Raw genomic sequence first — 21318 nt, 5'->3', positions numbered from 1 at the left:
CGGCCAATCCTGCCAGACGCTTTTTTCCGGCCCCTCGTTTGCCGAGGAAAAGGCCCGGCCGGTCTGGGACCCCAAGTACCAGATGTTCGGCCTGGAGCATGACCCGGACGTCAACGCCAAGAGCCCGTTTGTTCTCCATTACGACCGCGACGAGAAGCCCAATTTCCAAGGCGTGCCCCTGGGCCGCGTCTATTACGGCTGCAACAAGGCCTCGGGACGCTTCTCCCTGGTCCTCATGACCCACGACCTGCTCTCCGTGCCAAAGCTCGTCCAGAAGGCCTCGGCCCTCTACGGCCCGCCCACCATGACCACCATGATCCAGACCATCTGGAACCTGCCGGACCTCTACGTCCAGATCGATCAGGTCTACATGATCATCTACGACGCCCGGGCCGGCAAACCAGGCGGCCTGTCCTAGGCATGGCTTCCGGGCGCGACCTGCGCTTCATCGAGGCGGCCCGCACCCTGGCCATGGCCGTGGTCGTGTGGTCCCACGCCAGCAACACGGTGTATTTCCGGGAAGGTGATTTTTCCGTCACACCCTTGTTCACCTCCTGCCTGGTGACCTTTGCCGTGCCGGCGTTTTTCTGTATTTCCGGCTACCTGCTCTCGCTTTTCGCCCCGCCGCCCGGCCAGTCCCAGACGCTGCGCCCGCTGCGCCAGGCCAAAAAAATCGTACTGCCGTTTCTGGCCTGGAACGCCGCCAGCCTGCTCGTGCTGCGTCTGGGCTACGGGATACCGCTGGTTTCCTGGACCGGGCTCACCGACCTGCTCACCGGCGTGGCCCAGCTCTACTATCTCTTCGCCCTGCTCCAACTCCTCGTGCTGACCGCCCTGGCCGCCCCCTTTGCCACCCCGCAACGGCTGACCGCCTGGACCGCCATCGCGGCCATCGTCACCCTGGGCTTTTACACCGCCTCGACCCTGGCCCTGTACGCCAACCCGCCGACCAGCCACGCCTTTGAACTGGTGGCCATCAAGTGCGGCCCGGTCTGGATGGGGTTTTTCTTCCTGGGCGCCTGGCTGGCCCGGCGAAAAGACGTCTTTGACGCCCTGTCCCGGCGCTGGCCGCTGCTTGTGGCCCTGGCCATCGCCGCCTTCCTCGTCTATCTGGCCGAGGTGGACGGCCAGGCCCGCCGCCTGGGGGCCAACTACCGCCAGTATTTCCTGCTCTCGGGTCTTTTGTTCCAGACCGCCGGCACCCTGGCCCTGCTGACCGCCTGCCGGGCGGCCGAAGCCCGGGGCGGGCGGCTTTTTGCCCTCCTGGCCGATACCGGCCGGGACACGCTTGGCATCTATCTGGCCCATTACGCTATTGTCCTGGTTTTCTACGCGCTCATCCCCCCGCCCGTGGCCCCGGCCCTGCGCCTGCCGGTCGGCGCGGCCGCCATGGCCGTCTCCTTCGCCGGCTCCCTGGCCCTGGCCCGGCTGGCCCGCCGCCATGCCGGCTCCCGGCTTTCCCGATTGTTTTTCGCTGTTTAGGGAAAAGAGCCTCCGGCGGCCGGGGGCCTGAGGCCCCCGGACCCCCCAAAGGGGTAAAGGGGACGGCGGTACCGTGGGGCTGGACGGAATCGGGAACAACCGATTGCGTCGGCCGGGTGAGGGGAGCCCCCGGACCCAGGCAAAGGTTTGACCACTTCTTTAATTGACAATGATTTTCAATTTCGACTAAAGGATTCCCAGAGGCCACGCGGACGGCCCCGGAGGATCCATGGAACGAAAGACCCTGTTTGACAACGCCGAGTTTGCCTGCCCCATCGTCGGCACCTGCCTGACCCTGTCCGAACTGCGCCGGATCTGCCGCAAGTTTGGCGATGCCGTGCCTGAAAATGCCTCGGACTACGAGGCCCACGTCTTTTTGGTGGGACAGGCCAAGATAGCGGGCAGCGCAGCGGTCAAATACCTGCAAAAATATCTGGACAAGAAATACCGCCGGGATCTGCGCGCCTTTTTCAAGACCGAAGACGAGGCCGAGCTGCGTCGGATGTGGCGCGACAGGGCCGAGGCCGGCGACGTGCCCGGACCGTTCTGGGCGCTGATGTGCCACCCGACAGCCAGCGACGGCCTCCTGCGCGACGTCTACGGCGAAATCCACATGCTCTCCCATCGGGTGGGCGCGGCCAACCGGGCCGACCTGTCCAAACTCTCGCGCCTGGAGGACAAGCTGGCCGAGGTGACTGCCGCCCTGGAGGAAAGCAAAACCATATTGCGCCAGGCCGTGTCGGTCTGGAAAACCCGCTGCCGCCAGGCCATGGAAGAACTGGCCGCCGAACGGGGCAAACGCCAAAGCGCCGAACGCGAACGCATTTCCCTGCGCGAGGCCATTGAAAATTCCGCTGTCGCGGCCGTGCGCCGGGACCGCGACGTCATGCGCGGCCAGCTCCTGGAACTGTCCGATCGCCTGGAATCCACCGAAGCCGAAGCCGCCCGCCAGGCTGTCCTGCTGGAACGGATGCACGCCGATCTGCAAAAAACCCGACAGGATCTGGCCGACCGCGACAGCGAAGTGGCCGCCCTGGAAGCCTCCCTCTTTTCCGCCCTGGGCGACGCCGCCGCTGCCCACGCCGCCCACGCCGAACACCACCTGGAAGAACTGGCCGCCCTTGGCGAACCCCTGGCCGGGCACTGCCAAAGCGACACCCCCTGCACCGGCGAATGCGCCACCAACCCAGCCGCCTGCAAATGCCGGGCGGCCCTGGAACGCGGCCTGCCCGTGTCCAGCGCCATCACCGGCAAGCGGGTGCTCTACGTCGGCGGCCGGTCCTCCCTCGTCTCCCACTACAAAGTCCTGGCCGAGAAATTCGGCTGCGAACTCCTGCACCACGACGGCGGCCGGGAACAGTCCTCCCACCGGTTGTGGGAACTGCTCGGCTCGGCCGACGCCGTGGTCTGCCCCGTGGACTGCGTCAGCCACGAAGCCTGCTCTCTGGTCAAACAAGCCTGCAAAGGCTGTCTCAAACCCCTTATCCTCGCCCGATCCTCGGGGCTTTCCAGCCTCGCCCGCTCCCTGGCCGAACTCGGCGCGCCGGCGCAGTAGGCCTCCCACCATCTCCGGGCCACGGTTGCATCCGCCGGCCCGACCGGCTATTCCTTTCGGGAAGCGCTCCGCACGGGGCGCTCCCCAAAGGAGATTTTTTTATGACCCCTCGCCGCAATATTTCCTCCGGCTCCAAATGGGAACCGCTGCTGGGCTATTCCCGGGCCGTCGTGGCCGGCAACACCGTCTACGTCTCGGGCACGGTCGGCGCTGCGGCCGATGGCACCATCCCGGACGGGGCCTATGCCCAGACCGTGCGCGCCCTGGAAATCATCCGTGACGCCCTGGCCCAGGCCGGCGCTGACCTGACCAATGTCGTGCGCACCCGGCTCTTTTTGGCCGACATGGGCGATTTCGACGCCGTGGCCAAGGCCCATGGCGAGGTGTTCGGCGATATCCGCCCGGCCACCACCATCGTCGAAGTGTCCAAGCTCGTGGACGCCGCCTTTCTGGTCGAAGTCGAAGCCTTGGCTGTTCTTTAGGCGAGAGACGGGGAAAGGCAGGAAGCGTGCCTCCGGCGGCCAAAGGGCTGAGCCCTTTGGAATCCCACCTGGAGGCCAGGGGTAAAGGGGGCGGTGTTCCCGCGGCGGTGGCCGGCAGCGGAACAAAAACGCCAGTCGGCCGGGCAAGCCTCTTTTCTCAAAGGTTCTTTTGGGGGGCCAGGGCGGAGTCGGGGACTCACGGTCTGTGGCTGCCGCCGCCCGCGCGGGCCAGGAAGACAGTGCAGCGCAAGCCGCCTTTTGGTCCTTGCCGTTCGGGAAATCGTGACCATGTTCTCCGAAGCCGTCCCGCACGGCCCGGCGCGTGGCAATTTCGCAACAAGCCGGTTCGTTTCCCCTTGCGGGGAATGTTTTTTGCGGGTAATTTGTGAAAAAAGTATCATAATGAGGCCCGCAGCCCATGAAACATGAGATCGTCATCTGCATGGGCAGTTCGTGTTTCGCCAGAGGCAACCGCAAACACCTGCTCATGATCGAACAGTATCTGGCCGACCACGGGCTGACCGAATCCGTTGTCCTGACCGGCTCACGCTGCGAGGACCAGTGCCGTTGCGGACCCAATATCCGCATCGACGGACAGCTTTACGGCGACATCAGCGGCGAACGGCTGCTCGAACTCCTAAGCCGCCATCTGGCCGGCTGACTCCCTTGCCCAATGCCCACCCAGGCGGTACACAGGCGTTTGCCCGGCCAAATCCACCCCGCTTTCGCCGCCCGGTCCATCCCCGGCGGCCCCGGACAGCTCCAGAGACGACCGTAAAGACATCCCCCGGGAGGCGACATGCTTTCGCACTATCCCATTTATACCATTGAAACCGAATGCCAGGACTGCTACCGCTGCCTGCGCCAGTGCCCGGTCAAGGCCATCCAGGTGGAAGGCGGCCGGGCCACGGTCGTGCCGGAACTGTGCATCGCCTGCGGCCAGTGCGTGGCGGCCTGCCCGTCCCAGGCCAAGCAGGTGCGAAACGACCTGTTTACCGTCTACAAGCTCCTGCGCTCCCAACGCCTGACCTACGTCTCCCTGGCTCCGTCCTGGGTGACGGAATTTCCCGACGTCTCGCCGGAGTCCATGATCGCGGCCCTGCGCAAGCTCGGTTTCTCCGGGGTGTCGGAAACGGCCCTGGGCGCCCAGGAAGTCTCGGCCGCCGTGGCCGGCATCCTGGCCCAGGGCGGCCCGCGGCTGCAGCTCTCCACCGCCTGCCCGGCGGCTGTGGATTTCATCCGCGGCTACATGCCCGAACTGGTCCCCAACCTGACGCCCCTGCTCTCGCCGCTGCTCTCCCATTGCCGGATGCTGCGCCGGGCCTACGGCCAGGACATCGGCGTGGTCTTTTTCGGTCCCTGCGTGGCCAAAAAGACCGAATCCGACAACCATCCGGCCCTGCTCGACGCGGCCATGACCTTTACCGATCTGCGCGTCATGCTGCGCGAGGAACATATCCGTCCGGAAGACCTCATCCCCGGACCGGCCGACATGTTCATGCCCCATCCGGCCAGGGAGGGCGCGCTGTATCCCGTTGAAGGCGGCATGTCCGACACCATCAAGGCCTATGCCGGCAACGACAAGGTCTGCTTCACCACCCTCTCCGGCATCGCCACCATCGAGTCGGCCCTGCAGGGCGTGCACAACCACGTCCTGCCGCGTCCGGTCTTCATCGAGATGCTGGCCTGCGTCGGCGGCTGTGTCCGGGGGCCCTGCGTGTCCAGCCGCCGGCCGCGCCTGCTCGACCAGCTCGAAGTCTTCTCCCGGGCCATCCAGCCCGGCAGCGGTCTGGCCGTGCGCCAACCCGAGCTGTCCATTGGCGAACGCAAAAACCCCTCCCCCGTGGACCTGCCGGTCTACAGCGAGGACCAGTACACCCGGGTGCTGCGGCTTATTGGCAAGTTCGGGCCGGAGGATGAAATCAACTGCGGCGGTTGCGGCCACGAATCCTGCCGGGGACTGGCCAGGGCCATGCTGGAAGGCCTGGCCGAACCGTCGATGTGCGTGCATTTCCTGCGCAAGCGGGCCACCAGAAAGGCCAATGCCCTGTTGCGCTGCATCCCGGCCGGGGTGGTCATTGCCAACAACAAATTGCAGATCATCGAGTGCAACGAGCATTTCGCCCGGCTCTTTGGCGAGGAGACGCTTATTGCCTACGAGGCCAGTCCGGGCATGGAGGGCGCTGCCCTCGATAAGATCGTGCCGTTTATCAGCCTGTTTCGCCGGTCGCTGGAGACGGAAACCGACATCCACCGCGATGCCCTTCGCTACGATGACCGGGTGTTTAGCGTCAGCATCTTCACCATCGAACCGCGAAACGTCATCGGCGGCATCGTCTTTGACGTCACCGGCAGCGAGCTGCGCCGCGACGAGATCGCCAACCGGGCCAGGGAGATCATTCGCAAGAACCTGGAAACCGTGCAGGAGATCGCCTGCCGCCTGGGCGAGAACATGGCCGATACCGAAATTCTGCTGCGCTCCCTGGCCGAAGGCTTCTCCAGCGGGGCCAAGCGCATTGGCGACAAGGACATGCGGGGTCGCCGGTCATGACCGAAGACGTATTCGTGGAAGTGGAGGCGACCCAGCGCAACCGCTATGGCGAGGACATCTGCGGCGACGCCTTCAAGACTCTGCGCATCGCGGATGAGGGCCGCGTCATTGCGGTCCTGTCCGACGGCCTGGGCCATGGCGTCAAGGCCAGCATCCTGTCGCTCATGACCGCCACCATGGCCCTCAAATACACGGCCAAGGACGCCGACATCGTGCGCACGGCCGAAGTCATCATGGACGCCCTGCCGGTGTGCCAGGTGCGAAAAATCAGCTACGCCACCTTCACCGTGGTCGACATCTTCTCCGACGGAGCCACGCGGGTGGTCGAGATGGACAACCCGCCGGTGATCCTGCTGCGCGGCGGCCAGGCCCAGAACCTGGAATACGAGGAAGTGGCCTCGCCGCGCTACAACGACCGGGTCATCCGGGTCTACGACCTGACCATGAAGCCCGGCGACCGCCTGATCTTCACCTCCGACGGCATCACCCAGGCCGGACTTGGCTCGGAGCGGATGCGCCTGGGCTGGCGCATCAAGGGCTGCCGGGAGTATGTCGAGGAAGTCGTGGCCAAGGACCCGTCCATCTCGGCCCGCACCCTGTCCCAGAAGATCCTCGGCCAGGCCCTTCGCCAGGAGCCCTTTCAGCGGGCCTACGACGACATGACGGCGGCGGTCATCTACTTCCGCCGGCCGCGCCGGGCCATTGTCCTCACCGGTCCGCCCTACGCCGCCCACCGCGACAAGGAATTCGCCGAGATGCTGGCGGAATTTCCCGGCCGCAAGATCATCTGCGGCGGCACCACCGCCAATATCGTGGCCCGGGAACTGGGCCGCACCATCCGCGACAGCCTGCGCGGCGGCGGGGCCGGCGACATCCCGCCGGCAGCGGAAATGGATGGGGTGGATCTGGTCACCGAAGGCATTTTGACCCTGACGCGGGTGGCCCGGCTGCTGGAGCAGGATGAAGCGCCCCGGGAGAAAAATCCGGCCGCCCAACTCTACGATATTTTAGTCGACAGCGATTCCATCGAATTTGTGGTTGGCGCACGCATAAACGATGCCCACCAGGACCCCAACCTGCCCATCGACCTGGAGATCCGGCGCAACATCATCAAGCGCATCTGCACGGTGCTGGAAGAAAAATATCTCAAGGAAACCCGGATGAGCGTTTTTTAACGCCGCCGGCCCCAAAAAGGGCCGCGTCCCGCCGGAAACCGCCAAGCCAGGCTGGACGCGACCCCGCACCGGGCAGGGAGAATTACTCCCCGACGGCGCAAGCCTGATCGGGATACGCCCGGGCCGGCAGGGCCTCGGCGAAGTGCCCAAGAATCGTTTTATACAGTTTGCTGCCGCAACCGGCCCGGCCCCGGGCCAGCTGCAAGGCCTTTTCAAACTGGGCCGCAGCCTCGTCGTGCTGTCCGGACTGGTGCAGGGTCAGCGCCAGCCGGTAGGCTGCATTGGCCGTCACCACGTCCAGGCCGCCGTCTGTCTCACCCAGGGCCACCGATTGGCGCAGCAATTCCTCGGCCCGGAGCAAATCACCCGAGGCCATGGCCTCCATCCCTGTTTCGCGAAGCTTGCGCACCTTGCTGGTGAGCAGGCATTTTCCACCTGTGCAAGCCATATTTTCTCTCCTGCTGCGCCTTCTGTCGCACCCGGCCGCCGGAGCAACGGTGCTTCCCGTCAAGCGCCAACGGCCACGGCCCCCTCGCATCTTTTTCATACGCAAACGGTGGCTCTTCGGCGCAGCAACGCCCACAGTTAAATCAAACTCCTCCAGGAGGGGATTCCAAAGGGACTCAGTCCCTTTGGCCGCCGGAGGCATCTTTCCTTGCCTTCGCCTTCGCCCTTGCCTTCGCCTTCGCTCTAGGCCGCGCTTTGCAGCACGTCCCTGGCCCAGCTGACGGCCTCGGCCTTGTCCGGGTCGCCGTCGATTTTAAGCGGCATCCCCACCACTTTGGCCCCGAGCTGTTCGGCCTTTTCGGCTATGGCGTCCACGGCTCCGCAAAAGTGCGTGTAGCTGGAGTCGCCGCAACCGAAAACGGCCACCTTGCGTCCTTCCAGGCGGGCTTTTTCCAGTTCGTCGTAGAGGGGCACGAAGTTTTCCTGGAGTTCGATTTCGTCATCGCCCCAGGTGGAGCAGCCGAAAAGGATCAGATCGTAGCCCTCGGCCAGCCCTTCGGCCGAGACGTCGGCCGCGTTTTTCAAGTCCACCGTCATGCCTTCGCCTTGAAGCGTCTGGGTCACATACTCGGCCACCGATTCCGTATTGCCGGTGGTGGACCCGAAAACGACGAGCGCCTTGCCCATATTCGACTCCGTGGTGGTTTGCGGAAATGCGGCCGTCTCGGGGGAGGCGGCCTCTGTGTTGTTTTGGTATTTAATGAAAATGATTTTCAGTGTCAATATCATTCATAGGCATTTCCCGTTCTTCCCCAAACGCCCGGCCCGCAGTAGGTATGCCGCAGCAAATCGCAGCCAGGGAGGGAGCATGGCCCGCAATATTGAGATCAAGGCCCGGATCGAGAGTGTGGCCGCCGTGGCCCGGGCCGTGGCGGCCCTGGCCACGGCCGGGCCCACGGTTCTGACCCAGGACGACACGTTTTTTCATTGCCCAACCGGCCGCCTCAAGCTGCGCCAGCTCTCTCCCAATGAGGGCCAGCTCATTTTCTACCAGCGCCCGGACGTGGCCGGCCCCAAGACCTCGCACTACGACATCACCCCGACCGACGTACCGGCCGCCCTGCGCCGCACCCTGGGACTGGCCCTGGGGGAATGCGGCCGCGTGCGCAAAGCGCGCATCCTCTACCTGTGCGGCCGCACCCGGGTGCATCTGGACCGGGTGGCGGGACTGGGGGACTTTCTGGAACTGGAAGTGGTTCTTGACGAGACGGAAGACGAAACCGCCGGGCTGGCCAAAGCACACCAACTCATGGCCGCTCTGGGCATCGGCCCGCAGAATCTGGTCACCGGGGCGTATGTCGATCTGCTGGCAGCGGCCGGCCAGGACGGTCGGCCGCTGTAATAGACGGGAAGCGTCAGGCCAGTTTGGCGGACAGCTCGCCCCAACGCATATACAGGCGCTCCACTTCGGCTTCGGCTGCCTGGAAAACCTCCAGACGCCGGGCCAATTCGTGGCCGTCAGTGGCCACGGCCGGGTCTTCCAGGGCCTCCTTGGCAGTCGAAACAGCCGTTTCCGCCGCCAGGATGGTCTCTTCAATCGTGTCGTATTCCCGCTGTTCCTTGAAGCTCAGTTTCTTCGAGGCCGGTTCGCCCTTGGGCTTGCCCTTGGCCTGGGCCTTGGCTTCCCGGGCCTCGGCCCGCTCCCGGGCCAGGAAATCCTCTTCCCACTGGGCGTAATCGGCATAGACCTCGGCCCCGCCGGCCCCGTCCAGGCCAAGGAGCACCGTGGACACCCGGTCAATGAGCGACCGGTCGTGGGTGATGAGCACCACTGCCCCGGGGAAGTCCACCAGACTTTCCTCCAGCATCTCCAGGGTGGAGATGTCCAGGTCGTTGGTGGGTTCATCCAAAAGCAGCACATCGGCCTGGCGCAGCATGAGCCGGGCAATGAGCACCCGGGCCTGCTCGCCGCCGGATAACAGGCCCACCGGCAGATCGAGCTGGTCCGGGCGCAGGGCGAACCGCTTGGCCCAGGTGACGACATGGACCGGCTGGCCCCGGTAGATGACGCTGTCGGCGTCCGGAGCAAAGGCGTTTCGCAGGGTCTGGTCCTTGTCGAGCTGTTCGCGCTTCTGGTCAAAGGTGACCAGGGACAGCCCCGGAGCGCTGGTCACACTGCCGGCGTCGGGACGTTCCTCCCCGGCCAGCACCCGCAGCAAGGTGGATTTGCCCGAGCCGTTGGGACCGACCAGCCCCAGGCGCACCCCCGGGGAGAGCACGATGTCCAGGCCGGAAAAAAGGGTGCGGCCGTCGTAGCCACGGGACAGATTTTCGGCCACGACCAGCCGTTTGGTCTGGCGGCCGGTGCCGGAAAAGTCGATGGCCGCCTTGGCCGTGGCCCGGTTGCGCTCCCGGGTGGCGGCGAGGTTTTGCATGAGCGTCCCGGCGGCGTCGATGCGGGCCTTGGCCTTGGTGCCCCGGGCCTTGGGACCGCGGCGCAGCCATTCGATCTCGCGCCGGGCCTTGTTGGCCAGGGTGCGTTCCAGGGCCCCCTGGGCGGCCAGAAAGGCCTCCCGGGCCTCGAGCAGCGCGCTGTAGGGGCCATCCACGGCCAGCACACCCTCGGGATAGACCGGGGACAGTTCCACGGTGCGGTTGGCCACGTTTTCCAGGAAGAAGCGGTCGTGGCTGACCACCACAAAGGCAAACAGCGCCCCGGACAGGAAGCGTTCGAGCCACAGGATCGAGCGCAGGTCGAGATGGTTGGTCGGTTCATCGAGCAGCAGGACATCGGGTTCCGACACCAGGGCCCGGGCAATGGACAGGCGCTTTCGCCAGCCGCCGGAAAGCGACTCAACCGACACCGTGGGATCGACAAAGCCCAGGCGGCCAAGGACCACAGCCGCCCGGCCGCCGGCCTCGGCCTCGGCCGGGCCAAAGGTCTCGGCCACGGCCCGGTTGACGACCTCGGCCACGGTGTCCCCGGACTCGAAGGTGTCCTGCTGGGCCACATAGGCCAGCCGCGCGCCCTGACGCAGGGTGCGCTCGCCGGCGTCGGACCCGATAAGCCCGGCCATGATTTTAAGGAGTGTGGACTTGCCGGAACCATTTGGCCCGATAAGCCCGATGCGTTCCCGCTCGCCCACGGCCAGGGAAATGCCGGAAAAAAGCTGGCGGATGCCGAATGACTTGGAAATGCCGCGAAGGTTGATAATGCAGGCGCTCATGGCCGCCTTGAGTAGACAAAGCCGGCCAGGGCGTCAAATGCCGTCTTCGCCCAGGGGTGTTGCCCCGGCCGCCGGCAGGCACCCCGGTTCGCCGCCATCGCCGCGGCCGCCGCTGCCCGGATTGCTGGCGGTGCGGCCGCCGGGCAGGCTGGTTCCGGGTTGGGCAGCCGGCAGCTCCTGCGCCCGGCCAACTCCCGAGGAAGGGGCGATAACCACCTGGTTGCGCCCGCTTTCCTTGGCCCGGTACATGGCCTCGTCCGCCCGGCCCACCAGCACGGCCGGTCCGGCGTCGGCTTCATAATCTGCCAACCCGAAACTGGCGGTCAGGTGTCCGACACCGGGGAAGAGGGTCTCCCCGATCTCCCGGCGCAGGCTTTCGGCCAGTTTTCTGGCCTCCTCTATGGTTGTTTCCGGACAGATGAGCAAAAATTCCTCGCCGCCCCAGCGCCCCACGATATCCGTATCCCGGGCCACGACCATCAGGATATCACTGACGCGAACCAGCACGGCGTCGCCGATCCCATGGCCGAACGTGTCATTGACGTCCTTGAAATTGTCGATGTCGATCATGATGACGGTGAAGGTCGTGTCGTAGCGCTCGGCCCGACGCCATTCTGCCGCCAGGAATTGATCAAGTTTGCGGCGGTTGCACAGGCCGGTCAACCGGTCTGTGAGGGAAAGCACGGCCAGGACACGGTTTTTCTCGTCAAGCTCGCGGTTTTTCCCAACCAGTTCCCGGGTCCGCTTGAGCACCTTGTCTTCAAGATTGACCACAAGGTCGCGGATACGCCGGTTCATGGCGTTGAGCGATGCGGCCAGGATGCCAAGCTCGTCACCGCCGGACACCGCAACGGCCACGTCCAGATTGCCGTCCCGCACGGTGCTGGCATACTGGGTCAGGGCCACGATCTTGCTGGTGATGGCCATATGGAACATCCGTCCCACCAGGATGACGCTGCCAAGGCCAAGCAGGGCCGACAGGAGGATGATGCCGCCGGCGATGCGGCTGGCCCAGAGGATGCGTTCCTTGGCCCGGGCCACATCGCCGGCGGTGACACGCTTGAATTCTTCGGAAATCGGGTCCACGGCCTTGCCCTGGAGGGCAAAGTCGTTGGCGTTGGCGCTCATGGCGGCCACGGTGTCGAGGAGCCGGGCAGCCAGCCGGTCAAACGATTCGAAGAGCCGGGCAGCCTCGGCCTGCAGAGCCTGATCGTGGGCGGCCTCAGTGGCAACCAGACGCCGCAGGGCCTCGATCTTGTTGCTGGCGGCCTGCATCACCGGCCGCTGCCGGGTGAGTTGGTACTGCCGAACCAGGATATCCACTTCGCGCAGGGGAAAGGCGGCCTGGGGCAGCCCGGCCAGACACGCGCCCAGCCCGGACAGCGTCGCGGCCAGTTGGGCCTCAAGCCCGGTGTCCGGATCGCCGATGACCGTGACGAGCTCGTTTTCACTGAGCAGTGTCTGGGAAAACCGCTTGGCCGTGGAGGTGAAAAAATTCATGTCCACTTTGCGCCGGGCAATGGCGCTGCCCGGTGGCAGGCCGGCGATGGCCCGGCGCAAATCCTCGCTTAAGGCGATCACCCTGGCGGCCACGGCCAGGGCCGGCTGGTTGAACCGCTCCTGGGCCTGGGTGAAGCCGATCAGCGGGGCATTCAGGATAAAATCCCGATACAGGCGTCTGGCTTTTTCCAGTTGGCCTTCCAATTCGAGCACCCGGCCGCGGATGTCCATGTTGGCCACGATGTCGTCTTCGGCGCTGCGCACCACCGCCAGTCCGACAAACCCGGCCACGCTGGCCATGGTGAAAAACAGGAACAGCACGGCAAAGGACAGCCACAGCTTGGCTGTGATGCTGCAATTGTCCCACAATGGCCACCGCTGCATCGTTTGGTCCTTACCGGGGGGCATAGGTATAAACGACGTTGGCGGTCAGCCCGGCCACGCCCTTGGCCGGGTCGTCCATGCGCAGCACATTGAACCGGGGCGTGGCGCAATCGCCGAAGCTGTCACAGCGCAGCTGGCCGCCCACGCCCGGATACTGCGCCGTCGCGGCCAGGGCGTCGCGCAGGGCCTGCCTGCCGATGACGAGCTGGCCGTTTTGGCCCGGGACCGCGGCCCGCTCCAGGGCGGCAAACAGGATGCCGGCCGCGTCATAGGCACTGGTATAATAGTCGGTTGCCGGTTCCGCGCGGTATTTTTCGCGGTAGTGCCCGCGCAGGGCGTCGAGCACCGGCCCGGGCTGCGGCGGTGTCGGCCCGACAAAATACATCCCCTTGGACGCCTCGCCAACGGCCGATATGAACGTGTTCTCGATGAGCGAACCATCACTCATCAGCGTCACCCCGGCCAATTCCGGCATGGAACGTGCCGCCAGCAGCACATAATTGCCCTCAGGCTGAAACAGCGGGAAAAAGAGCAGTTCCGCCTTGGACGCAACCACTGCTTCCAAAACAGGGCGCATGTCCGCATCACCCTTGTCCACGGCGGCAAAAAGCACCGTGCGCCCGCCCAGGCGCTCAAATTCCGTGCGAAACCCCTCGGCCAGGCCGCGGGTATAGATGTCGCCGTCGTGCATCATGGCCGCGCCCCTGACGCCAAGTACCTCATACGCGAACCGGGCTGCGGCCGGGCCGGAATGCTCTTCGTTGGACGCCGTGCGAAAATAGCCCGGCTGCCATTTTGGCGCGCGTTTACCGGCAATGGCGGTGAGAAAGGGGGCGCTGTTGTTGCCCGATATCATGGACAGGCCGGCCTCGGTCATGACCTGGGCCGCTGCCGCGGCATCTCCGGAACAGGTGGTGCCGAAAATAGCCACCACGGACGGATCGGAAACAATGCGCAGGGCGGCATTGGCCCCGCCTTCAGGCCGGCAGCCGGTGTCCTCGATGACCAGTTCGACGGGATGGCCGAGCAGCTTGCCGCCGCGATCTTCCAGGGCCAGCTCCAGCCCTCGCAGTTGATCCAGGCCAAGGGAGGCCACCTTCCCGGTCAGGGCCTGGATCACCCCCAGGCGAAGCGCCCCGCCGGCCGGGATCTCCACGCAGCCCAGCGCATCGGTGCAGCCCCGGGGTTTGCCGCTTGACAGCACAAAAACCCCGATGCCCGCCACCGCAAGCAGGCCCACGACCGCTGCAACCCAGACCAGACGTCGTCCCATGCCTCACTCTCCGAAGAAAAGATGCATTGCTCTCCAGGCAGGCCTCCAAACAGCTCCGCTGCACTGCCGCAGGAAAAACCATGAAGACTCCCCGTGTCCGCCCGGCAGGCTGTGAAACGGACCGGACAGTGGCACCTACAGTGGCAATCTTCCCGATGTGCCCAATGTTTTCAAGCCTTTTTGCTGTTTTCCGGAGTGCAGGGCCGCAAAAAGCAGAAGCCGGGAGAAATATCCTTGTTGGGGGCTCCCTGTCGCCATCATGGAATGTATGGCACAATATGCCATAGTTACGGATGGTTATTCTCCATTCCTGCAGTGCTGCGGACTCATGGCCAATCAAACGGCGCAAGACCCTTTGCCGCCGGGTTCAGAACCCACCGGCGCAACCCCAGACCCTTGATTGCCCCCAAAGACCATGTTCCGTGAGCAGATGGAGCGTCCTTCCGCAAGGACCGCAAAAAAACGCCATCCCCCCTTGCCGCCCCGGTCGAAACATGCCACCCTCACAATAGTCTCCAGAGACGGCTTCGCCGTCCCCGGAGCGGCCCTACCCGGAATGGGCCACGGCGGCCGCGCGTATCGTCCACCATGTTTTTCACCGGGAAGGATGATCGATGACCCCTTCAAGGCTTCTTTGGGCGGTGCTTGCGGCCGCAACCCTCCTCGTTGGCTGTTCCCTCGGACCCCAGGCCCTAAAGGGCAACCGGGCAGACTACAATGCGGTCATAAGCTCCAGCAATAATGACGAAATGCTGCTCAACCTCGTTCGAATACGCCACTACGACGCCCCCTTCTTCCTCAACGTCGCCTCTGTTTCTTCCTCGTTTAATTACGATGTGTCCGCAGGCTTCGATCTCAAGGTCAACGCCGGCCCCATTGAAGGCTACAAGGGCCAATATCCCTACAATGCCGCCACGCCGAGCGTCGGGGCCAAATTCAGCGAAAATCCGTCCATCATCTACGTTCCTTTGAGCGGCGAAAAATTCGCCACCCAGTTGCTGACGGAAATAAGCCTGGACCGCCTGCTGTTTCTGAGCCGCGCCGGGTGGAATATCGATCTGCTCTTTCACCTGCTGGTCAAACGCTTCGGCCACAGCGTCAACAAGTCCATCGCCATGGACAGCACGCTCAATCTCGATCCGGCCCGCACCGCCGCCTTCGACGCCCTGGCCGACACCTTGCGCCGCATGCAGAACAGAGGCGATCTGGAACTCAACGCCGGCCCGGAATCCGGCCAGATGCGCTCCGTCATCCTGCAACTGCGCTTTGCCGGCAGCGACGAAGCCGAAGCCCTGGGCCGTCTGCTCGGCCTCAGATTGGCGACCACAGCCCTTGGCGGCGGCAGGAGCCTGGCCCGCATCGCGCTCACCCAGACAAACGATCTGCGCACCGAAAACGCCTGCACCGCCGACACCTGCCAGGTCTTCGTGCAACTGCGAAATTTCATCGGCATCCTCGACGCCCTGGCCCAGGGCGTGGTCGTGCCCAAGGACAGCGCGGTGGCGGATCAGGCCGGGCCGCCCCGGGCCACGCCGGTCCCCTTCACCGTGGAAAGCGGCCTGACCGTGCCGGCCGCCGCCTTTGTCGCGGCCAGCTACGACGGCCATTGGTACTTTATCCCCAAAAGCGACGTGGCTTCGCGCAAGGTGTTCTCGTTTCTCATCCAGCTCTTTGCCCTGGAAGGCGGCGAGCTGCCGAAAAACACCCCCCTGCTGACCTTGCCGGTCAATCGCTGACCCCGGCCGGGAGTCCCTTCCGTTTGAACCGGCCGGACCAGCCGGACACGGTCCGCACCCGGGCGGCCCAACACCCGGAACATCGCTTCAGGAGATGTGCATGACGACAGACAAGGAACCAGCCCACAGCCAAGCCTCCCGGCCGCTGGCCCCGGCCGATGCCGCCCGTCTCCAACAGCGGATCAAAGGGCGGGCCCTGGCCGCTGGTGGGCCCGATTTCGAAGCTGCGGCCACGGCCGTATGGAACCAGCTCGGCCCTGTGCCGCGCCGACCCGACGTTATCGTCCAGGTGGCCGACGAGCAGGATGTGGTGGCCGCCATCCTGTTTGCCCGGGAACACGGCCAAAAGGTCGTTGTGCGCGGCGGCGGCCACAACTGGTCCAATGCAACGCTGCGTCGTGGCGGGATGCTCATTGACCTTACGCGCCTAAACAAGATTATTTCCATCGATCCGGCTGCCTGCAGAGCCGTGGTCCAGCCCATCATCAGCAACCGGGACCTCCAGGCCCGCGTCAACGCCAGGCACCTGGCCTTTCCCAGCGGCCATTGCCCCACGGTCAAACTGAGCGGTTACCTGCTCAGCGGCGGCATGGCCTGGAACCAGGGCGTGTGGGGACCGGGCGTGGCCAGTGTCGAGGCCATCGAGCTGGTCACGGCTGCCGGCGAGCTGATCGTGGCCGACCACACGCAAAATCCCGACTATTTCTGGGCCGCGCGCGGGGCCGGGCCCGGCTTTTTCGGCGTGGCCACCCGCTACCATTTAAAGCTCCACCCCCTCCCCCAAGCCATTGCCTGCAGCACCGCGTATTACCCCATCCGGGAAGCGCCGGCTCTGGCCCGGTGGCTGGAGGCGCTGGCCCCAGGCCTGCCCCGAAATATCGAACTGAGCCTTTTTCTGGTCGCCGCCCCGCCGGCCGTGGCCGCGCAGTGCGGCCCGGCCGATGCCGGCAAGGTCTGTCTGGTCACGGCCACCATCTTTGCCGCAACCATGGCCGAAGCCCGCGAAGGGTTGGCTCCCCTTGAAGCCTGCCCGGTCATGGACCGCTGCCTGGCCAAAACCGTGGCCGAGCCCAACACGTTCCAATCGCTCTTTGACGCCTCCGGAGCCCTCTGGCCGGCCGGCCAACGCTGCCATGTCGAGGCCATGTTTTCCAATGCCCCGCTGGCCGACATCTTTGACGCGGTCACCGGCCACTTCCTGGACACCCCGTCCCCGACAACGGTCCTCATGTTCGCCATCGAAACCGGCCCCACAGTGGCCCCAACCCCGGCCGACGCCGCTTTTTCCATGAGCGCCCGCTACTACGGCGGCCCCTGGACCATGTGGTCCGAGGCCGGGGACGACGCGGCCAACACCCAGTGGCACGACCTGTGCCTCACCCACTTAAAACCCTTTGCAGCCGGCCATTACATCGCCGAATCCGACACCGTGACCTTTCCCCGCCATGTCCGGGAATCCTATACGCCAAGCGCCTGGGCGCGTCTGGAGGCCCTGCGCCAAACCTATGACCCGGACGGGCTTTTCTATGGCTATTCCGATGGGTTGCGCTGACAGGCCAGCTTGCAGGCCGCCGTCGGCTCCGGCCGAAGGCCGCCTTCCGGGCCTCGCCCGCACAGCGTTTCCCCAACCGGTCCCCTGTCCCCAACCTTTCACGGAGGAATCCATATGACTGGCGCCACCTGCGCGATTCGAGGCACCTTTTTCGACCTGCTCGACGACCCCTGGAAGTATGCCGGCAAAGAACATGAGGCCGCCCGGTTCATCCAGGACGGCCTGCTTGTGGTCAAAGACGGGATTATCGCGGATTTCGGCCCCTACGCCGAGCTTGCCCCCAGGTATGCCGACCTGCCCGTCACCCACCTGCCCGACCGGATCATCCTGCCCGGGCTCATCGACGGCCACATCCATTTCCCCCAGGTGCGGGTGCTTGGGGCCTACGGCAACCAGCTGCTCGACTGGCTGCAGACCTGGATCTTCAACGAGGAACTCAAGTACCGCGACCGCGACTATGCCAGGGACGCGGCCAAACTCTTTTTCGACGCCCTGCTGGCCGCCGGCACCACCACCTGCCAGACCTTTACCACCAGCAGCCCGGTCTCTTCCGAGGAGTTTTTCGACGAAGCCACCCGGCGCAACATGCGCGTCATCGCCGGCCTGACCGGCATCGACCGTTTTGCCCCGGCCGATTTCTGCATCACCCCCGATGATTTCTACACCGAGTCCAAACGGCTCATCGAACGCTACCACCGAAAGGGCCGCAATCTCTACGCCATCACCCCGCGCTTTGCCGTGGGCTGCACCGGCGAAATGATGGACCGTTGCCGCCGGCTCAAGGAAGAGCACGCCGATTGCTGGGTCAACACCCACATTTCCGAAAATCCCACCGAAATCCGCTCGGCCAAGGACCATTTCCCGGATTGCTCCGACTATACCCATGTTCATGAGAAACACGGCCTGCTTGGGCCGAAGTTCACGGCCGGGCACGGCATCTGGCTGTCCAACGACGAAATGCGCCGGTTTTCCAGGGCCGGAGCGGCCATCTCCTTTTGCCCCCTGTCCAACCTGTTCCTCGGTAGCGGCCTGTTCCGGCTGGGCCGGGCCAAGGACCCGGAACACCCGGTGCGCCTGTCCATCGGCAGCGACGTCGGCGGCGGCAACTCCTTCACCCTTATCCGCGCCCTGGAAGAAGCCTACAAGGTCGGCATGTGCAACAACACCATGCTCGACGGCTCAATAAACCCCCGCGACCAGGATCTGGCCGAGGCCGACCGCAACAAGCTCTCGCCCTACCGGGCCTTCTACCTGGCCACCCTTGGCGGCGCACATTCCCTCTACCTCGACGACATCCTCGGCAACTTCAATGTCGGCAAAGAGGCCGACTTCATCGCCATGGATTGGAATGCCGGCCAGTTGGCCATGGCCTGGCACCAGTCCCTGGCCATCACCGGCAGCGGTCCGGCCACTATCGCCGAAGCCGCCCAGCTCCTGTTCGGCATCATGACCGTGGGCGATGACCGCAACATCGACGAGACCTGGATCGCCGGCCAACGCGCCTACAAGAAGCCGAGTGCCTAGAGGGGAGAAGAGGGGGAATGGGGGAGATGAGAGAGGAAAGGAGATGCCTCCGGCGGCCGGGGGATGATCCCCCCGGACCCCTGCAATGGGGGTAAGGGGGACGGCGTGTCCACATCGGGGGGGACGGAAGAGGGATAAAGCAAGCCTGTCCGGTCGGGTGATGCAGCCGCAAGGGCAGTTTGATGGGAACAACCGTTGCTGTGGCGGTCCGGGTTGGGGAGTGCCCCTCCCCGGACCCTGCAACGGGAAAATCGGGTAAGGAGCAGCACCGTGGATATGCGTGTTTCCCGGGCAACGGCCGTGATCGTCCAGCGGGTCCCGGCGGCCGGCGTCGCCTGGTTCATGGACTGGCAGCAGGGCGTGACCGAGGCGGCCAAGGCCTTTCGCGGCCATCGCGGCACCGACGTCTACCCGCCTCCCGGCGGCAAGGACGGCGAGTGGGTGGCCGTGGTCAGTTTCGAGGATGAAACAGCCTTGCAGGTCTGGCTGGATTCGCCGGAACGCAAGGCCTGGGTGGAGAAGCTCCAGGCCCATATCGGGAGCTTTGACCTCAAGGTCATGCCCGGGGGCTTTGCTCCCTGGTTTGCCAGCTGCCTGCACGGCCAGGGCCTGGAGGCTCCACCGGGCTGGAAAATGGTCCTGGTGGTCCTTTTGGGCCTGTACCCCACGGTCATGCTGCTGACCCTTTTCCCCGGCCCCTACACCCAGCCCATGGGCCTGGCCGTGGCCATGCTGATCGGCAATGCGCTCAGCGTCTCAGCCCTGCAGTGGCTGGTGATGCCGCTTCTAAACCGCGCCGCCGGCCCCTGGCTCTCGGCCAATAGCCGCGACCGGGCCCGGTACTCCAGAATCGGCACCTGGGTCATTATCGGGCTGCTGGTGGTGTTGACGCTGCTGTTTCGGCAGGTGACGGGGTAGTGCTCCGGGAGCTCTGTCTGCAAAAGAGAAACAGATAGGGGCCAAAGCCCTGCCCGGTGTAAGCGCAGTTGCCCAAAGCTCTCCCCGGGCACATCTCCAACCTGTTGGGGCGAAATCTCTTTCCGGGATGATCTTCCTATTTGAGCAGACTGGCCAGTTCCCTACCGAATGCGGCAGCTTTGGTCATTGCGGCCGCATCATTGGCCACCCCGCCCGGAGCATATTGGCAAAACGGGAACAGGCAGGAACGGTAGGGGGCATCAATTTTGCTGGCGGGTAGGCGCCATTGCGTATCCAGAAGTTCCAGATTCTCTTCGACTCCGCCGCCAGCCGTGGCCAGCAGGGCCATCGGCTTGCCCCGCAGCGGAGACAATATTTCATGCTCTTCCCCAAACTTGATCATGGAAAACATCCGGTCAATAAACATCTTCACTTGGGCCGGATAACTGAACCAATACAACGGTGTGGCCAGTACAATGGCGTCATGGTCCGCAAGACGGGACACGGCCTGGCCCAGCTCGTCCCTGATATGACAGCCGTATTCTTTGCTCTGCTGGCACTTGTAACAGGATATGCAGCCGGGAGACTTGAAGTCCAGCCTTGGTGCGTCGATCTCGACCGATACAATGCCAGCTTCAGCCAGGCCACGCATGGCTTCCCGGGCCAAAACATTCGTGTTGCCTTTTTTGCGTGGGCTGCCAAGTATGAAAATGACTTTCTTGGACATAGGTCACTCCTTCTCGCAGTTTGAATTTTTCATGCAGGCGGGAAAGTGTCCGAGGACGCTCTTGGCCAATTCAAGCGTTTTCGGATCAATCCAACAGCGCACGCTTTTCCCTTGGCGCTCCATGCGGATAAGTCCGGAGTCCCGCAGTTCCTTGTAATGACTGGAGACCGTCGAAGGGGCCAGGCCCAGTGTTTTGGCCTGTTCAAGCTGGCATTGCTCGATGCCCTCGTCGCTGGTGTCCAGACTGCTATCTCCCCCCAAACAACTGGCCAGCTTAAGAAAAAGGGTCAGCCGGTGGGGATTGGACAAGGCTTTGAACACCCGGGCCGTGCGGACAAAGTCAATTTCTAAGTTCGGCATTTTTCGAATTTACAACAAGTCAAACTGAAAGGCAACCCCAACGCACTCGGCTGTTGCAAACGCGTAAGCGTTAGGTCTGCACTCCACTCCAGCCAGGCTTCCGAGCAACCGGGAGAGGTGACACGGTAAAACCTGGGCCACAGAGGCGACAAAGCTTTAACAGCCCCTTACGGCGTTGGCCGGGTATGCAACCCCACCAACAGATACACAGGCAGCAATGAGCAGGGATCAGGAAGTGGTGTCTTTGGTCAAGAGCACCTGAAGTTGGGTGTCGGAGATGGCCAGCCGGCTGGCTTCCCGGCGCAGTGGTGCAGACAGCTAGGGGAGTGAGGTCGTTGGCCTTGGCTGTCCCGATGCGCCGCCGGCCGACCCCGCGCCCGCCGCGCGAACCTCTTTTCCAAGCTCCCACCCGCACTATCAAAAAG

19 protein-coding genes are annotated in these 21318 nt (G+C 64.3%); 12 read left to right on the top strand and 7 right to left on the bottom strand.

The window, feature by feature from the left end:
* The 7 genes from DVDV_RS16460 to DVDV_RS16430 form a co-directional block, all read left to right on the top strand.
* The coding region (locus DVDV_RS16460) for a hypothetical protein (RefSeq protein ID WP_075355719.1) at positions 1 to 418 on the top strand (418 nt) is incomplete at its 5' end.
* Between the two features lie 2 nt (positions 419 to 420).
* The gene (locus DVDV_RS16455) at positions 421 to 1482 is read left to right on the top strand and encodes an acyltransferase (protein WP_075355718.1); all 1062 of its coding nucleotides are present in this window, start codon (positions 421 to 423) and stop codon (positions 1480 to 1482) included.
* 229 nt (positions 1483 to 1711) lie between these two features.
* A complete protein-coding gene (locus tag DVDV_RS23805) occupies positions 1712 to 3037 on the top strand; it encodes a DUF2325 domain-containing protein (RefSeq protein ID WP_075355717.1) in 1326 nt (441 codons plus the stop codon).
* Between the two features lie 101 nt (positions 3038 to 3138).
* Complete coding sequence (locus DVDV_RS16445) at positions 3139 to 3519, top strand: RidA family protein (protein WP_075355716.1); 381 nt, start codon at positions 3139 to 3141, stop codon at positions 3517 to 3519.
* Positions 3520 to 3937: 418 nt separating this feature from the next.
* Positions 3938 to 4180 carry a (2Fe-2S) ferredoxin domain-containing protein gene (locus DVDV_RS16440; RefSeq protein WP_075355715.1) on the top strand — a complete coding sequence of 81 codons (243 nt, stop codon included), beginning with the start codon at positions 3938 to 3940 and terminating at the stop codon, positions 4178 to 4180.
* Positions 4181 to 4318: 138 nt separating this feature from the next.
* Complete coding sequence (locus DVDV_RS16435; protein ID WP_075355714.1) at positions 4319 to 6070, top strand: [Fe-Fe] hydrogenase large subunit C-terminal domain-containing protein; 1752 nt, start codon at positions 4319 to 4321, stop codon at positions 6068 to 6070.
* A complete protein-coding gene (locus DVDV_RS16430; RefSeq protein ID WP_075355713.1) occupies positions 6067 to 7245 on the top strand; it encodes a SpoIIE family protein phosphatase in 1179 nt (392 codons plus the stop codon). Before DVDV_RS16435 ends, DVDV_RS16430 begins: the two co-directional genes overlap by 4 nt.
* An 82-nt stretch (positions 7246 to 7327) precedes the next feature.
* Here the strand turns inward: DVDV_RS16430 and DVDV_RS16425 are convergent, their stop codons facing one another.
* Entirely contained in the window at positions 7328 to 7693 is a 366-nt protein-coding gene (locus tag DVDV_RS16425; protein ID WP_075355712.1) for a tetratricopeptide repeat protein, read from the bottom strand.
* A 242-nt stretch (positions 7694 to 7935) separates the two neighbouring features.
* Positions 7936 to 8379, bottom strand: a complete 444-nt coding sequence (locus tag DVDV_RS16420; RefSeq protein WP_075355720.1) for a flavodoxin — start codon at positions 8377 to 8379, stop codon at positions 7936 to 7938.
* Between the two features lie 181 nt (positions 8380 to 8560).
* On the opposite strand from DVDV_RS16420, the gene DVDV_RS16415 reads away from it, so the two are divergent.
* Positions 8561 to 9094, top strand: coding sequence for a class IV adenylate cyclase (locus tag DVDV_RS16415; protein ID WP_075355711.1), 534 nt, complete (start codon positions 8561 to 8563; stop codon positions 9092 to 9094).
* A 13-nt stretch (positions 9095 to 9107) separates the two neighbouring features.
* Here DVDV_RS16415 and DVDV_RS16410 read toward each other — a convergent pair whose 3' ends face one another.
* The 3 genes from DVDV_RS16410 to DVDV_RS16400 are packed head-to-tail and all read right to left on the bottom strand — an operon-like array spanning position 9108 to position 14076.
* Positions 9108 to 10919 carry an ABC-F family ATP-binding cassette domain-containing protein gene (locus DVDV_RS16410; protein WP_075355710.1) on the bottom strand — a complete coding sequence of 604 codons (1812 nt, stop codon included), beginning with the start codon at positions 10917 to 10919 and terminating at the stop codon, positions 9108 to 9110.
* 33 nt (positions 10920 to 10952) lie between these two features.
* Positions 10953 to 12803 (bottom strand): diguanylate cyclase, encoded by a 1851-nt coding sequence (locus tag DVDV_RS16405; RefSeq protein WP_075355709.1) that lies wholly within the window; start codon positions 12801 to 12803, stop codon positions 10953 to 10955.
* Positions 12804 to 12813: 10 nt separating this feature from the next.
* A complete protein-coding gene (locus DVDV_RS16400) occupies positions 12814 to 14076 on the bottom strand; it encodes a branched-chain amino acid ABC transporter substrate-binding protein (protein ID WP_075355708.1) in 1263 nt (420 codons plus the stop codon).
* 614 nt (positions 14077 to 14690) lie between these two features.
* Between DVDV_RS16400 and DVDV_RS16395 the strand changes: the two genes are divergently transcribed.
* From DVDV_RS16395 to DVDV_RS16380, 4 genes are all read left to right on the top strand, one after another.
* The gene (locus DVDV_RS16395) at positions 14691 to 15812 is read left to right on the top strand and encodes a hypothetical protein (RefSeq protein WP_075355707.1); all 1122 of its coding nucleotides are present in this window, start codon (positions 14691 to 14693) and stop codon (positions 15810 to 15812) included.
* Between the two features lie 100 nt (positions 15813 to 15912).
* Positions 15913 to 17364 (top strand): FAD-binding oxidoreductase, encoded by a 1452-nt coding sequence (locus tag DVDV_RS16390; RefSeq protein WP_075355706.1) that lies wholly within the window; start codon positions 15913 to 15915, stop codon positions 17362 to 17364.
* 114 nt (positions 17365 to 17478) lie between these two features.
* Complete coding sequence (guaD, locus tag DVDV_RS16385; RefSeq protein WP_075355705.1) at positions 17479 to 18888, top strand: guanine deaminase; 1410 nt, start codon at positions 17479 to 17481, stop codon at positions 18886 to 18888.
* A 276-nt stretch (positions 18889 to 19164) separates the two neighbouring features.
* Positions 19165 to 19806, top strand: a complete 642-nt coding sequence (locus tag DVDV_RS16380) for an antibiotic biosynthesis monooxygenase (protein ID WP_254845417.1) — start codon at positions 19165 to 19167, stop codon at positions 19804 to 19806.
* A 136-nt stretch (positions 19807 to 19942) separates the two neighbouring features.
* Here DVDV_RS16380 and DVDV_RS16375 read toward each other — a convergent pair whose 3' ends face one another.
* Positions 19943 to 20533 (bottom strand): flavodoxin family protein, encoded by a 591-nt coding sequence (locus DVDV_RS16375; RefSeq protein ID WP_075355703.1) that lies wholly within the window; start codon positions 20531 to 20533, stop codon positions 19943 to 19945.
* A gap of 3 nt (positions 20534 to 20536) precedes the next feature.
* A complete protein-coding gene (locus tag DVDV_RS16370; protein WP_075355702.1) occupies positions 20537 to 20893 on the bottom strand; it encodes a helix-turn-helix transcriptional regulator in 357 nt (118 codons plus the stop codon).
* Positions 20894 to 21318: the final 425 nt, after the last annotated feature.

Origin of the sequence: Desulfovibrio sp. DV (assembly GCF_001936595.1) — a bacterium.
Taxonomy (GTDB): Bacteria; Desulfobacterota; Desulfovibrionia; order Desulfovibrionales; family Desulfovibrionaceae; genus Solidesulfovibrio.
Note: the sequence above shows the minus strand (reverse complement) of the source record. Positions and strands in the feature narration are given on the sequence as shown.